Raw genomic sequence first — 14004 nt, 5'->3', positions numbered from 1 at the left:
TCGCCGCGGCGACTCATACAACTATACAGATGCCTAAACACCCCTGCAACCCGAAAAGGGGTGAAGTGGACCACAAGTGGGGCCTTGAAAGGGTCTCAAACACCCTCCCAGACACCAAAGTGCCTAGTCAGTGTGTTTTATGGGTGCTAAAAAATCTTCAAAAAACTTCTAGAAACCTCAAAAATCTGCGAATTCCCCTCGCTGGAGCCCCAAAACAGGGTCGAAAGGCGCCCAAAGCCCTCGCCAACAAAGACAAACCAAGAAACCCCAGAGCCAGAGGGTAGCAGAACGATACAAGAAGAGCCCCTCCTGACGGAGGGGCTCTGTGTATATAGGGAACAGAAAAGGAGGGGCGCTCCCCCACCGAACATTCAGTACTAAACACTCAGCACTAAACACTCAGCAGAGAAGAACCCCTCCCCATCTATATGTATCGAGAAGACTAAATCAGCTCTGTATTAGATCAGCTCTACAGCGCCCTGGTTCTTCTTGCCACGGCGAACCATCGCAAAACGACCGTGCAGCAGATCATCCTTAGAAATAGCTGCGTCCTCGCCCTGAACCTTCACGCCGTTCACCGAAGCGCCACCCTCCTTCAGAATGCGACGAGCTTCAGAGTTAGACTTCGCAAAGCCCAGCTCAGTCAGAACAGAAATCATGTCCAGACGGTCCTCAGACAGCTTCGCCGAAGGAAGCTCAGCAATCACAGACTCCAAGGTAGCCTCATCTAGAGCAGCGAAATCGCCCTTACCGAACAGAGCCTCCGAAGCAGCCACAGCCTGATCGGTAGCCTCAGTACCGTGAACCAGCGAAGTCACCAGGTACGCCAGAGTCTTCTGAGCCTCACGCTTAAACGGCTCCTTCTCAACCTTCTCAGCAAACTCAGCAATCTCAGCACGAGTCAAGAAAGTAAAGACCTTCAGGCGATCCACCACATCCGCATCCGCAGTGTTCAGCCAGAACTGGTAGAAAGCGTAGGGCGAGCACATCTGCGGGTTCAGCCAAATAGCGTTACCCTCGCTCTTACCGAACTTAGTGCCATCAGAGTTAGTAATCAGCGGAGTACCAATAGCGTGAACGCTCTTACCCTCCACCTTACGAATCAGCTCGGTACCGCTCGTCAGGTTACCCCACTGATCAGAACCACCGGTCTGCAGAGTACAACCGAAACGACGGTTCAGCTCCAAGAAGTCCAGGCCCTGCAGAATCTGGTACGAGAACTCGGTGTACGAAATGCCCTCATCAGAGTTCAGGCGCTTCGCAACAATCTCCTTCTTTACCATGGTGCCCACGCGGAAATGCTTACCAACATCGCGCAGCAGCTGCAGAGCAGACATCTGACCGCTCCAGTCCAGGTTATTCACCATACGGGCAGCGTTCTCACCCTCGAACGACAGGAAACGCTCAATCTGAGCGCGCAGAGACTTAACCCACTCAGCAACAACCTCAGGAGAGTTCAGCACACGCTCAGAAGTCTGACGCGGATCACCAATCAAACCGGTGAAACCACCCACCAGACCCAGCGGCTTGTGACCGGCAAGCTGCAGACGACGCATCACCAGCAGCTGCACCAGGTGACCCAGGTGCAAAGAAGCCGCAGTCGGATCATAACCCGTATAGAAAGTCAGACTCTCCTCGCTCAGCGCCTTCTCCAGAGCAGCCTCATCAGTGCTCACGTGCACCAGGCCGCGCCACTTCAGTTCCTGCCAAATATTCTCGAAGGTATCGTCATTATGCTGCGCGTTGAGGATCTCGGCAGACATGCTTCTCCCATTCACAAGGTAACAACGCCCGAAGGCGCTCGAACAAAATATGTAACAAGCCTAGCACCGCACCAGCCCAAACGCTCAGAAAAACCCAAGCGAGCGCCCAAACCGCTACGGCACCAGCCCAAAGAAATAACAGAAAGAGGCTACAGAGCTATGAAGGCTACAGGCCCGCGGGCATCCGCGAACCCACCATGTGCAGGCGCTGAGTCGGACGAGTCATCGACACGTACAAGTCGCCCACAGCACCACCAGCATCATCGATCAGCTGCTGCGGCTCAACAATCACCACAACATCAAACTCCAGGCCCTTCGCCTCCCACGGAGTCAGAACCAGCACCTGATTCTCCAACGCAGTCTGCGCGGTACCCGTACGATCAGCATGAGCACGAGCCACAGCCTGAGCCGTCTGAACATACAGGCTCGGCGGGCACACCACACCAATCAGAGCACCACCCGAATGAGCGACCTCCTCGCTGACCACGGACACGGTCTGCTCCACAACAGACTCGGCGGCAACCTCATGAACCAGCGGAGGCCACTGGCCCTCACGCACCGCACGAGGCGCAGACACCTCATAGCCAGCAGCCTGCGCAACCGATACCGCCGCCTCAGCAATCTGAGCCGGAGTACGGTAATTAATCGTCAGCTCCTCCAGAGTGAAACGCTCACCCACAAACGGCTCCAACGCCTGCGACCACGACGAAGCAGCCGCAGCAGAAGAGGCCTGTGCAATATCGCCCACAATCGTAAACGACTTCATCGGGCAACGACGCATCAGCAAACGCCACTGCATGGGTGAAAGCTCCTGAGCCTCATCCACCACAATATGGCCATACGCCCACGTACGATCAGCAGACGCCGCAGCCGCAGCAGTCATACGCTCGCCACGAACCTCATTCATCATCGCAATCTGCTCAGGAGTAATCACGCCATCAGCGCCAATATCCTCCAGCGACTGGTGAACATTCTCCAAAGCCTTCGCCGCATTCTCAAGGTTCGCACGATGCTCCGCCGCAGCACGAGCCGCAGCAGCCGCACCGGTCACCTTCGAAAAATCACCCAAAAGCTCAGCAGCCTCATCCAGCAGAGGAACATCAGCCTCCGTGAAGGGGGCATCCGCCGGGCGAGCCAACAGCTCACGCTCAGCCTTCGACAGCTCACGAGTCGCAGACTCCAGATAGTGCGGCTTCGAAAACAGCGAGCGCAACAGAGTCTCAGGCGACAGCGGCATCCACGCCAGATTCAAGGCACGGCGCACATCCATCGAGGCACGCACATCATCCTGCAGATACGGACGCTCCACCACACGACCCGCCGCACGGTTCAGCTGATCATCCAGCTTCGCAGTCAGCTCCTTCAACAGAATCTTCACGAACGTCTCACGAGCCTCATTATGCGGCTTGCCCGTCGAACGAGCACGAGAACGAGCCGAACGAACCATCTCCGGAGTCAGCTCAACATCAGTACCCTCAACATTCAGACGCTGAACCTGAGCCGGCACCTTCTGACGATCCGCCACCGCACACTTAATAACCTTCACCATGCGCAAATCGCCCTTCAACGCGGCAACCGCGCGGTCCTTCTCAGGCACAGCACGCAGACCCGGATACAGGGTCGCCAACGAAGACATCACCACGCCGGTCTCACCCAGCGACGGAAGCACACGCTCGATGTACCACATGAACGAATTCGAGGGGCCAACCACCAGCACGCCAGCCTTCGACAGGCGCTCACGGTTCGTGTACAGCAGATACGCCGCACGATGCAGCGCCACAGCTGTCTTACCGGTACCGGGACCACCCTGCACCACACGCACACCCGGCAGCTCCGAGCGGATAATCGCATCCTGCTCAGCCTGAATCGTCGCCACAATATCGCCCATGCGGCCGGTACGCTTCTTATTCAACGCCGCCAGCAGAGCGCCCTCGCCGTGGAGGGAATCCTCATCCTGCAGCATCTCCGAATCGAAGACCTCATCCTCAATATTGACGACAGTACGGCCCTCAAGCATCAGGTGACGGCGACGGCGCACACCCATCGAGTGGAAAGCAGTTGCCTGATAGAACGTACCCGCCTCCGGGGCACGCCAATCCATCAGCAGACGCTGCTGATTACTATCCGTAATACCGATACGACCGATATAGCGCACCGCATCAGCACCCTCACGGTCCATATCCAGGCGTCCAAAGGTCAGACGAGAATCCACAGCATTCAGCTGCGCCAAACGATCCTCATAGTGGGTAGCAAAAGAGTCACGCTCCGAACGGTTCTGATGACCGCCCACCGCCTGATTCTTACGCACAGCAGCCAGCTTCTCAGCCGTCTCCTCACGGAGCTCATCCAGACGGGCATATACGCGAGCAACATACTCACGCTCCGCAGCCATCTGCTCAGCAAACAGCTTCTCAGCCGCCGAAGAATCAGCAGACTGCTGGGGCAAAGATTCAGATGACACGTAAGCTCCTTAAACCTATGGTGTCTCAAAGACAGGGTGCGACAGGCACCCAAAAATACGGGTCACTATTTTACAGGACAGGCTCCGTAGCGCCGAAATATTACCCCCACAGAAAAGTGCCCCACCGGCTCAACCGGCGGGGCACCCCTCATCAATATCAGCTGCACACGCCCAAAGGACGGTACGCCTCAAACTCTATAAAACTACTTCGACGGCAGCGGGTACTCAGAGACCAAGCTCAGCGTCTCAAGACGGTAACCGTCCAGCGCCTCACGACCGCCCAGGCCCTCCAGCTCCAGAAGAGCACCAACGCCGGCAACCTTCAGGTTCGCGCGCTCCACCAACTTCGCGGCAGCCACCAGAGTACCGCCAGTCGCCAGCAGATCATCCAGCAGAAGAACACGGGTGCCCGGCGCGAAATCACTACAGTGAATCTCGATCGCGGCGCTACCGTACTCCAGCGCATACTCCTCACGGTACGTCTCACGCGGAAGCTTACCCGCCTTACGAACCGTCATAATGCCAGTGCCCGTAGCGTACGCGAGCGCAGAAGCCAGCAAGAAACCGCGAGCCTCAACACCAGCCACCACATCAAACTGACCATCAAAACGAGCAGCCAGCTCATCAATGCACGCCTTGAACACCTCAGCATCAGCGAAGAGAGTGGTCACATCGTAAAAGAGGATACCCTCATGCGGGTAATTCGGAATCGTAGCGCAAGCAGTCGGAATCAACTGCTCAATAGGGGTTCGCGAAGCCTCAGAAGCGGGAACGCTCATGCTCTCTCTTTCGTGAAGGGGATAGCCCCGGAAAAATTACCCGGGAACAATAACGCGGTAGAAGCCGCCTACAAAATTCTACCCTCTTCACCCGCGCTTGTCCTCAGATGAGCGACAAGAACCATCTGCCGGAATTAGCCTCTCTGAATCACAACCCGCAAGTCACGCTTAAGAATCTTGCCGGTCGGCCCCAGCGGCATGCTCTCCACCATCACGTAGCGGCGAGGATACTTATACGCCGCCAAACGAGTACGCGCCAACGCATTCAACTCCGCATGCAACACACCCTCATCAGCACCCGGACGCGGCATCACCACGGCGACAACCTCCTCGCCCACGCGCTCATCCGGCACACCCAATACCGCTACCGACTGCACATGCTCATGGGTATAGAGAACATCCTCAATCTCACGCGGATACACCGAATAGCCGTTACGCAGAACCATGTCTTTAATACGATCCACAATAAAAATATTGCCCTGCTCATCAACACGAGCAACATCGCCGGTCGCAAACCATTCGCCGTCAAAAACCTCAGCAGTAGCCGCCGGATTATTCCAGTAGCCAGCCATTACGTTCTCACCGCGCACCCACAGCTGACCGCTCACACCCGGCGCGCACTCGGAACCTTGCGGGCAACGGACCTGCACCTGCACACCCGGCAGCACACGACCCACCGAACCGAGCACCATGCCAAACTCCGCCTGGTTAAACGAAACCACCGGCGACGTCTCACTCAAACCGTAGCCCTCATACACCGGGCACTCAATCAGCGTTTTCAACGCAGAATGCACCGGCGCAGGCAACGGCGAACCACCCGAAATGCCGAAACGGATGCGACCACGCAGCGAGCGCGCACGCTCAGGCTCAGCCTCCAGCGCCGCCGCTAACGACACATACATGCTCGGGACCGCAGCCAACACCGACACCCCAGCACTCTCAATCAGATTCAGCGCACCATCAGGGGTAAAACGCGGCAGCAAAGCCACCGTAGCCGACGCCGCAAACGCCGCGTTCATCGACACCGTCTGACCGAACGCGTGGAACAGCGGAAGGCCACCAAAAATGACGTCCTCAGCGGTAAACCCAAAAACGCTCACGCAGCTACGAGCATTCGAGAGGATATTCGCGTGGGTCAGCGTCGCACCCTTAGGTTTGCCCGTCGTACCCGACGTGTAGAGAATAATCGCCGGGTCGCTCGCCGCCACCGGGACAGGCTCCAGAACAGCATCCGACGGATCCGCATCCGACAGCGCGCTATCGGCAGGCGCATCAAAAGGAGCCACCGGCGAGCTCTCTCCCCCGGTGAAAATCTCGCAACGAACCGAACCGTTCTTCACCGGCACCGTCGAGGTTGCCTCCGACGCCAGACGAGTACCCGCAAACGCAAAAAGCACCTTCGCCCCGCTATCGCGCAGATGATACTCCAGCTCAGCACCCGACAACAGCGGATTCAACGGAACACAAATCGCGCCCGCAGCCACAATGCCGTAATACAGCGCCGGCATCAACGCCACGTTCGGCATAGACAACGCCACGCGGTCACCACGCTCAACACCGAGCGCCGCCACATGACGCTGAACCTGCGCGGCCGCAGACGCCAACTGCGCGTAGCTCACCACCTGCATATCAGCAGAGTCAGAAGCCGGAATCGCCAAAGCTGTCTTAGCCCCCGAACCAGAAGCAGCCTCAGCCAAAAGGTAGGCAATATTGTTCGCTGAATCGTGTATTTCAGACATGATAGAAAACTCTCACCACAGAAAAATCGGTATATCTAGAAAAGGAGAAGACGAGCTAGAAGCCCGGCAAAGAACCCGAAGACAGCAGAAGGGCGTACCTTCAACCGCTCCCCCCGAAATATCAGAAGAACAGCGCAAGATACGCCCCAGCTACTACTGAGCAGCAGACCAATCCAAGAAGCTCTCGGCAAGCGCAGCCCCACCATTGGGGTCACGAGTAATCACTATTACCGTATCGTCACCGGCAATAGTGCCCATAATCGCTTCAAGACCGCCCTGATCAATAGACGACGCCAAGAACTGCGCAGCACCCGGAGGAGTACGCAGAACCGTAATATTTGCCGAACCCTCAGCGGTAATCAGCAGTTCCTTAAACAGGGAAATCATACGGGCATCAGGTGCAGTACCGCCGCCACGACGAGCAGGATAATTCGGCACAGCATAAATCAAGCCAGCGCCTTCATCACGGATGCGCTCAGCGCCAATTTCAACAAGATCACGGGAAAGGGTCGCCTGAGTAACCTTCATACCATCATCGGCCAGGTACTGCGCCAGTTCAGCCTGGGAGCGGACACGTCGGGTCTGCAGCAATTCAACGATGCGTGCCTGACGCGCGATCTTGGTCGAGGGGAAAGGCATAATATCTCTTCTTCCTACGGTGCCAATCACGAATTCAGAACGGAGCTGCCCAACGGTGGCGCAGCGCGACATTCTTTACTACCCAAGATAATACATATGCACATAAATATGCGCACCAAATATGGATTATTCCAAGATATGGGGGAAATTTCAGGGTTTATCTCACCAACTGTCACGCAAAATGCCGCGAATGTAGCGTGTATCTACACATTCGGGCGCATAACCTCACAATGAATGCATAGCGTGCAAGAACATTGTGGGCTGGCGCGTTGCGCCGGTCAAGAGACTTTCCGGTAGGCGAGCGCGAAAAAGGAGCCCGCCTCCAGCAACATCATGTGCGCCAGAAACAGGCTCCTTCAACAAAACTTCGAGGTGAATCCTCAGGACTCAGAACGCCTAGCGCTCATCCTCCACCAGACCATCCAGGTCCTCATACTCGACATCGCGCGAACGGCGGTTCAGCCACACAGCAAAACCCAGACCCAGCAGAAGCACCAGCACCGCACCAACAATACTTGCGATACCGGCAAAACGCTCAGCATTCACGCTGTCCTCAGTCACAGGCTTCAACGTGCCCTTCTCGGCGGTGTAGACGACCTCAAGAGTGCCGCCCTTCTCCACCAACAGGCCGTCTACCTCACGCGGGAACTCCGAAGGAACGTCACCAGTCTGCGAACCACGGAACTCAATCGGAGCACCCGAAGTCACTTGATACTTATCCTTCAGGTTCGACACATACGTCTTACCGTTCAGCGCGTCATCAGCCGGCAAGTTGCCCTTATAACGAGCAACATTGCCCTTCGTAATCAGGTCAGGAGTCAAATCCTGGTAGGTGCCCTGAATGACCCAGCTCTTACCGGCATACTCGGCGTTATTATTCACCGACGCAAAAGCACGGACACCCGCAATAGCCAAAACAATGGAAAGAATAACCGCGACAGCAGCAGAAAGAACCGACAGCCAGTTTACGCCCGGGCGGTCATCCAGCTCTTCCTCACTCATCGCGAAAAGAGAGGAGTTCTCTTCCTCATCGTCGTAATCCTCGTACTCGTCGTACTCCTCATATTCAGAATCCTCGTACTCAGAATCCTCAAAGTAGGTTTCTTCGACCTCAGTAGACTGCGACAGCTCATCCTGTTCGCGCGAGTTCTCTCGATTAGCCATTACTCTCTCCCTCACTTCATCTATCTTCTAGGGTACCCATAACCACATGAGTTCACCACTGAAAGCGCTTATCAACGCTTCATAAACCAACCCAACAGGTAAACCCACCACGCAACGCCAAAAGCTACGGGGTGGGAGCCAACAACTCCCACCCCGTCAGCACTAGGCATTACGCCTTAGGGTTAGACCCGGTTAGACACGCGGTTCCGCACCCAGCTGCTCAACAGTCGCAGCCACAGCAGCCTCACGAGCAGCCGATGCCTCATCAGCAGTCAGCGTACGATCCGGCGCGCGGAAACGCAGAGCAAACGCCAAAGACTTCTTCGACTCATCAATACCGACACCGCGGTAATCATCAAAGACGCGGATGTCCTCCAGCAGCTCGCCAGCGCCCTCACGCAGAACACGCTCCACCTCAGAAGCAGGCAGATCGCGGTCCACCAGAAGCGCCACGTCCTGAGTAGCAGCCGGGAAAGTCAGCACCGGAGTAGCCTGACGCGCCTCAACACGACCAGCAAACAGCGCCGAGAAATCCAGCTCAAACGCGCAGGTACGCTCAGGCAGGTTCAGCTCCTGCAGAAGCTTCGGGTGCAGCTCACCAGCGAAACCAACACGCTCACCGGCAGCGTTCAGAACCTCAGCCACACGGCCCGGGTGGAATGCAGTATGCACACCGTTACGCATCTGAATCTCAGCCGAAACAGCGTCAGCGACCAGACGCACAGCGTCCAGGGCGTCACGCCAATCGTAAGCGCGCGGAGTAGCGCCGGGCATCACCTCATGCTCAGTACCTGCAAACAGGCCAGCAATGAAAGTGGGCTGATGCGGAATACCGGCATTCAAATCAGCCAGAACCTCATCCGAAGGACGAGCACCCAGCGGCGGAATAGACTCCGAACCCAGCTGCTCACCCGGGATGAACACGTGACCCGCCTCAAAAATAGCCAGGTTCTTGAAACCGCGAGACAGGTTACGCTTCAGAACCTCAACCAGGCCCGGCAGCAGCGAGCGGCGCATCCAGCCCTCAGCCGAAGAAATCGGGTTCTCCAGGCGAACCGAAGGAACCTCAGTCACCGGGTTCTCAGGGGTGCTCACCCACGGAGCCGACCACAGGTTGTTCGCATCAGCCGACACGAAGGGGTACGCGAAAACCTCAGTCAGGCCCGAAGCCGCCAGCGCGTTCAGCGCACGACGCTTACCCGCCTGCTCCGGAGTGTAACCGCGACCCGCAGGAGCCACCGGCAGAGTCGAGGGGATGTTCTCGTAACCGTCAATACGTGCGATTTCCTCAGTCAGGTCCTCCTTCGCACGCAGGTCAGTACGCCACGACGGGACAGTCACCGCGTAACCAGACTCGGTACGCTCCACCGAGCAGCCAATCTCACGCAGGCAAGACTCAATCTGCTCCGGCGAGTAATCCACGCCAATACGACCAGCAGTGTAATCAGCGGGCAGGTCAATCACGACCGGCTCGTAGCCCAGGGACACGTCGGTCACGCCCGGCTCAACCTGAGCGCCAGCCAGCTCAACCAGCAGCTCAACCGCACGCTGAGCGGCAGCAGCCTGAATCTGCGGATCCACGCCACGCTCAAAACGCTTCGAAGACTCAGAAATCAGCTTGTGACGGCGAGCAGTACGAGCCACCGACACCTCATCAAAACGAGCAGACTCCACCAGAATGCGGGTGGTCGAATCGGTCACCTCAGTCGAGGCGCCACCCATCACACCGGCAAGACCAATCACGCCGGAATCATCAGCAATAACAATATCCTCGGGGTGCAGAGTACGCTCAACACCGTCCAGGGTCACCAGCTTCTCGCCAGCAGCGGCGCGACGCACCACAATCTCACCCTGAACCTTGTCAGCATCGTAGAAGTGCAGCGGCTGACCGGTCTCCAGCATCACGTAGTTCGAAATATCCACCGGCAGCGACAGCGAGCGCACACCCGCCAGACGCAGACGCGAAGACATCCAGGTCGGAACCGGCGCGTCCGCCTTCACGCCCGACACCTCACGCATCACGAAACGAGTGCATGCGGGGTTACCGTGAATCGGGGCCTCATCACGCAGAGAAACCGGGTGACCGGACTCGTTCGCCTCCGGGGCGCGCTCGCCGTACGCCAGCACAAAATCCTCAAAGGAAGAACCGGTAGCGTGGCACCACTCGCGAGCAATACCGCGCAGAGAGAACGCGTAACCGCGGTCCGGGGTCACGTTCACCTCAGCAGCCTGATCGTACAGGCCCAGCAGCTCCATCGCGTCGGTGCCAAGCTCCGGGTCCAGGCCCAGGGTCGAAAGCACCAGGATGCCGCCGTGATCATCGCCAATACCCAGCTCACGAGTCGAGGCAATCATGCCAGCCGACTTGTGACCGTAAGTCTTACGAGCGGTAATCTCGAAACCGCCGGGCAGAACAGCACCGGGCAGGGTCACAACAACCTTGTCGCCGGGTTTGAAGTTGTGGGCACCACAAATAATGCCCTGAACGCCGGAAGGCTCAATGCCCTTACCGGTCAGAGTCTGCTCCTGGCCCTCCGGAACCACACGCACCTGGCACCAGTTCACGGTCTTGCCGTTCGAGTGGGTCTCCGGCTCCATAGAGAGCACCTGGCCAACCACAATCGGGCCGGACAGCTCATCAGAGGGGCGGTGAACGTCTTCTTCTTCCAGGCCAACCTTCACCAGGGTTGCCATCAAATCTTCAGCCGAAGCATCCTCGGCTACAGGCACGAACTCGCGCAGCCATGACAGGGGTACACGCATAATTTAGATCTCCATCCCGAACTGCTCAGAGAAACGGATGTCGCCTTCAACCATGTCATGCATGTCAGCGACGTTGTTACGGAACATGAGGGTACGTTCAATACCCATACCGAAAGCGAAGCCCGAGTACTCCTCAGGGTCAATACCCGCAGCACGCAGAACATTCGGGTTCACCATGCCGCAGCCGCCCCACTCAATCCACTGCGGGCCGCCCTTAGCGTTCGGGTGCCACAAATCCAGCTCAGCGGAAGGCTCAGTGAACGGGAAGAAGTTCGGGCGCAGGCGGATCTTAGCGTCCTCACCGAACATGGCGCGTGCCATGTACTCCAGGGTGCCCTTCAGGTCAGCCATCGTCAGGCCTTTATCCACGGCAAGGCCCTCAATCTGGTGGAAGACCGGGGTGTGGGTCGCGTCCAGCTCATCGGTGCGGTACACCTGACCCGGGCACACAATGTACAGCGGCAAATCACGCGAAAGTAGCGAGCGCATCTGCACCGGCGACGTGTGAGTGCGCAGCAGCAGGTGAGCGTTCTTCGGCTCAACGTAGAAAGTATCCTGCATTTCGCGTGCCGGGTGATCCGGCTTAATGTTCAGAGCGTCAAAGTTGTACCACTCAGACTCCAGCTCCGGGCCGTCAGCAACTTCCCAACCCATACCGACGAAAATGTCAGTCAGGCGCTCCTGCATCAGAGCAATCGGGTGGCGGCCGCCCAGGGAACGGCGAGGCGAAGCAGCAGAAACGTCCACAGCTTCCTCAGCCAGGATGCGAGCCTCACGCTCAGCCTCCAGCTCAGCGGTACGAGCCTCAATAGCCTCAGTCAGCGCCGCACGAGCCTGACCCATCAGCTTACCCACCGGGCCCTTGTGCTGGTTCTGAAGATCACGCATCTGGCGGTTAGCGATGCTCATGATGCCCTTCTCACCGAAGAAGCTCAGGCGCACCTCCTTGAGGCTGTCAAAGTCCTTAGCCTTCTCGCGAATCTCCTGCTTGGCACGCTCACGCTCAGCCTCAAAAGCCTCACGGATAGCGTCCAAACCGTTCTCGGGGTTCTCCTCCAGAACCTGCGCAATGCGGGCGAGAACCTGAGCCGGGCCGTTAAGACCCTCGTGTTCCTGCACGGAATCGGTCATTGTCACTCTTCTCTGCATACCACCGGCACTATGCCGGCTGGCTCGTTATACACCTTAGGCAGCACCGTCTGCTCTCCCCCGGCTACCCACACAGGGTGCGGGACAAGGGGAAGGCGACGGGCGCATATCCTATCCATTTTAGACCAGAGAAGGAAGCGTAAACAGCAGAACGCCCGGATAGTCCATCCGGGCGTTCTTAGGTATATAGCCTCAACAACAGCGTTGAAGGGTCGTACTTACTTCAGAGCCTGCTTCACAGCCGGGTCAAAAGAAGCACGAATCCACAGCACGTTCGCAATGAACCATGCCGCATACAGGGGCACGAAGCCGTAGCGCTGAGCGTCAATGACATTACCAATCAGAGACATAATCGCCACGAACGCACCCAGAATTGCAAAAATCAGACCGACAGTCAGGCCCAGACGCTTGCCCTTCTGAATCGTGAAGTACACCCAAATGTACACAACCGCAGAAACAACCAGCAGGCCGATACCGCCTGCAACACCGAACTCCGGCAGACCCTTCAGCGGGGACAGGTTATCCGGTGCGAACGAGGAAATAACACCGTGGATCAAGCAGAGCAGCGCGGAGACAATCATAATCTCCTGCAGACGCAGAATCTTCGGGTGCTTGGTCGGCGAGTGGAACAGAATTCCGCGCGGCTCAGCGCCGCCTTCCTGAATATAAATAGCTTGAGTGTCCGAGGGAACCGCGTCGGAGCGGTAGGCACCCGGATCAAACGGGGGTTGAGCAGTCATCATTGTCTCCCAATACGTATGTGATTTCTCCCTCAATACTACCCGCCTACCGATTGGTTTCCAAAGTATGTATCCGTGTCGAACCCATATATGACAAAATCCCCTCCCCAACAAATACACAAGTCAGAATCACCTGGCGCATAAATCACCCTCAAAATATGAATAAAGGCGGGACTCCCCACAGGGAATCCCGCCTTCACAGTGTCAAAAAAGATAGAGAAAATTTATCCTGTTGCCGCCGCAAACGTGTCACACAACGGCGAATTAGCCTCGCAACGAACTAGCGCAGAGCATTAGGTCAGATCTTGGGTCTACGCCTCGCCAGTGCCAGTGTCCTGCAGCTGCTGCAGGAGCGCTTCCACAATCGGCAAATCCGCCGGAATCCACGGCAAACCCAGCAGGTCATCATACGCCTGCGCGTCATCCTTAGACTTCGGCAACGGCATCCACCGCAGAGCACTATGATCTTCCAAAGTATCCGGAGTACCCGAAAGAATCTCAGCAAAGAACACACGCATCGCCAGACGCTCGCTCAGACGCCAACCCTGCGGATACGCACCGGGCACCTCAGCACCCAAACGCGCCTGCACACCCAGCTCCTCCTTCAACTCACGCACCAGCGCCTGCTCGCAGCTCTCCCCCGGCTCGACCTTACCGCCCGGGAACTCCCACATGCCGGCAACAGTCTGCGGCTCAGAACGCTGAGCCACCAGCATACGGGTCGGAGCCACCAAAGAATCAACCACGGCGGCGCCAACCACCTGAACCTCAAACGAGGGCGACACTTCACTCATCTTTCTCTACCTT

10 protein-coding genes are annotated in these 14004 nt (G+C 57.3%); all 10 read right to left on the bottom strand.

The features are described 5' to 3' along the window. Positions 1-458: 458 nt before the first annotated feature. The 10 genes from tyrS to HMPREF2765_RS06800 all read right to left on the bottom strand — a co-directional run bounded on the left by tyrS (position 459) and on the right by HMPREF2765_RS06800 (position 13991). Complete coding sequence (tyrS, locus tag HMPREF2765_RS06845; RefSeq protein WP_070604858.1) at positions 459-1763, bottom strand: tyrosine--tRNA ligase; 1305 nt, start codon at positions 1761-1763, stop codon at positions 459-461. 166 nt (positions 1764-1929) lie between these two features. Continuing rightward, the gene (locus HMPREF2765_RS06840) at positions 1930-4224 is read right to left on the bottom strand and encodes a HelD family protein (RefSeq protein WP_141749096.1); all 2295 of its coding nucleotides are present in this window, start codon (positions 4222-4224) and stop codon (positions 1930-1932) included. Positions 4225-4427: 203 nt separating this feature from the next. Further along, positions 4428-5003: an adenine phosphoribosyltransferase gene (locus HMPREF2765_RS06835; RefSeq protein ID WP_044150631.1), complete on the bottom strand. Its 576-nt coding sequence runs from the start codon at positions 5001-5003 to the stop codon at positions 4428-4430. A gap of 134 nt (positions 5004-5137) precedes the next feature. Next, positions 5138-6742, bottom strand: a complete 1605-nt coding sequence (locus tag HMPREF2765_RS06830; protein ID WP_070594160.1) for an AMP-binding protein — start codon at positions 6740-6742, stop codon at positions 5138-5140. Between the two features lie 153 nt (positions 6743-6895). Beyond that, positions 6896-7381 carry an arginine repressor gene (locus HMPREF2765_RS06825; protein WP_049345349.1) on the bottom strand — a complete coding sequence of 162 codons (486 nt, stop codon included), beginning with the start codon at positions 7379-7381 and terminating at the stop codon, positions 6896-6898. 396 nt (positions 7382-7777) lie between these two features. Next, complete coding sequence (locus HMPREF2765_RS06820; RefSeq protein WP_049345348.1) at positions 7778-8545, bottom strand: hypothetical protein; 768 nt, start codon at positions 8543-8545, stop codon at positions 7778-7780. A 192-nt stretch (positions 8546-8737) separates the two neighbouring features. Further along, positions 8738-11308: a phenylalanine--tRNA ligase subunit beta gene (gene pheT / locus HMPREF2765_RS06815; RefSeq protein ID WP_070604855.1), complete on the bottom strand. Its 2571-nt coding sequence runs from the start codon at positions 11306-11308 to the stop codon at positions 8738-8740. A gap of 3 nt (positions 11309-11311) precedes the next feature. Then, the gene (gene pheS / locus HMPREF2765_RS06810; RefSeq protein ID WP_049328035.1) at positions 11312-12439 is read right to left on the bottom strand and encodes a phenylalanine--tRNA ligase subunit alpha; all 1128 of its coding nucleotides are present in this window, start codon (positions 12437-12439) and stop codon (positions 11312-11314) included. Positions 12440-12675: 236 nt separating this feature from the next. Then, positions 12676-13197 (bottom strand): hypothetical protein, encoded by a 522-nt coding sequence (locus tag HMPREF2765_RS06805; protein ID WP_005507133.1) that lies wholly within the window; start codon positions 13195-13197, stop codon positions 12676-12678. Between the two features lie 311 nt (positions 13198-13508). After that, the gene (locus HMPREF2765_RS06800) at positions 13509-13991 is read right to left on the bottom strand and encodes a (deoxy)nucleoside triphosphate pyrophosphohydrolase (RefSeq protein WP_049338511.1); all 483 of its coding nucleotides are present in this window, start codon (positions 13989-13991) and stop codon (positions 13509-13511) included. Positions 13992-14004: the final 13 nt, after the last annotated feature.

Origin of the sequence: Rothia sp. HMSC062H08 (assembly GCF_001810775.1) — a bacterium.
In the GTDB taxonomy this organism is placed as follows: Bacteria; Actinomycetota; Actinomycetes; order Actinomycetales; family Micrococcaceae; genus Rothia.
The sequence above is the reverse complement of the archived record's forward strand: the minus strand, read 5'-3'. Positions and strand labels throughout refer to the sequence as shown.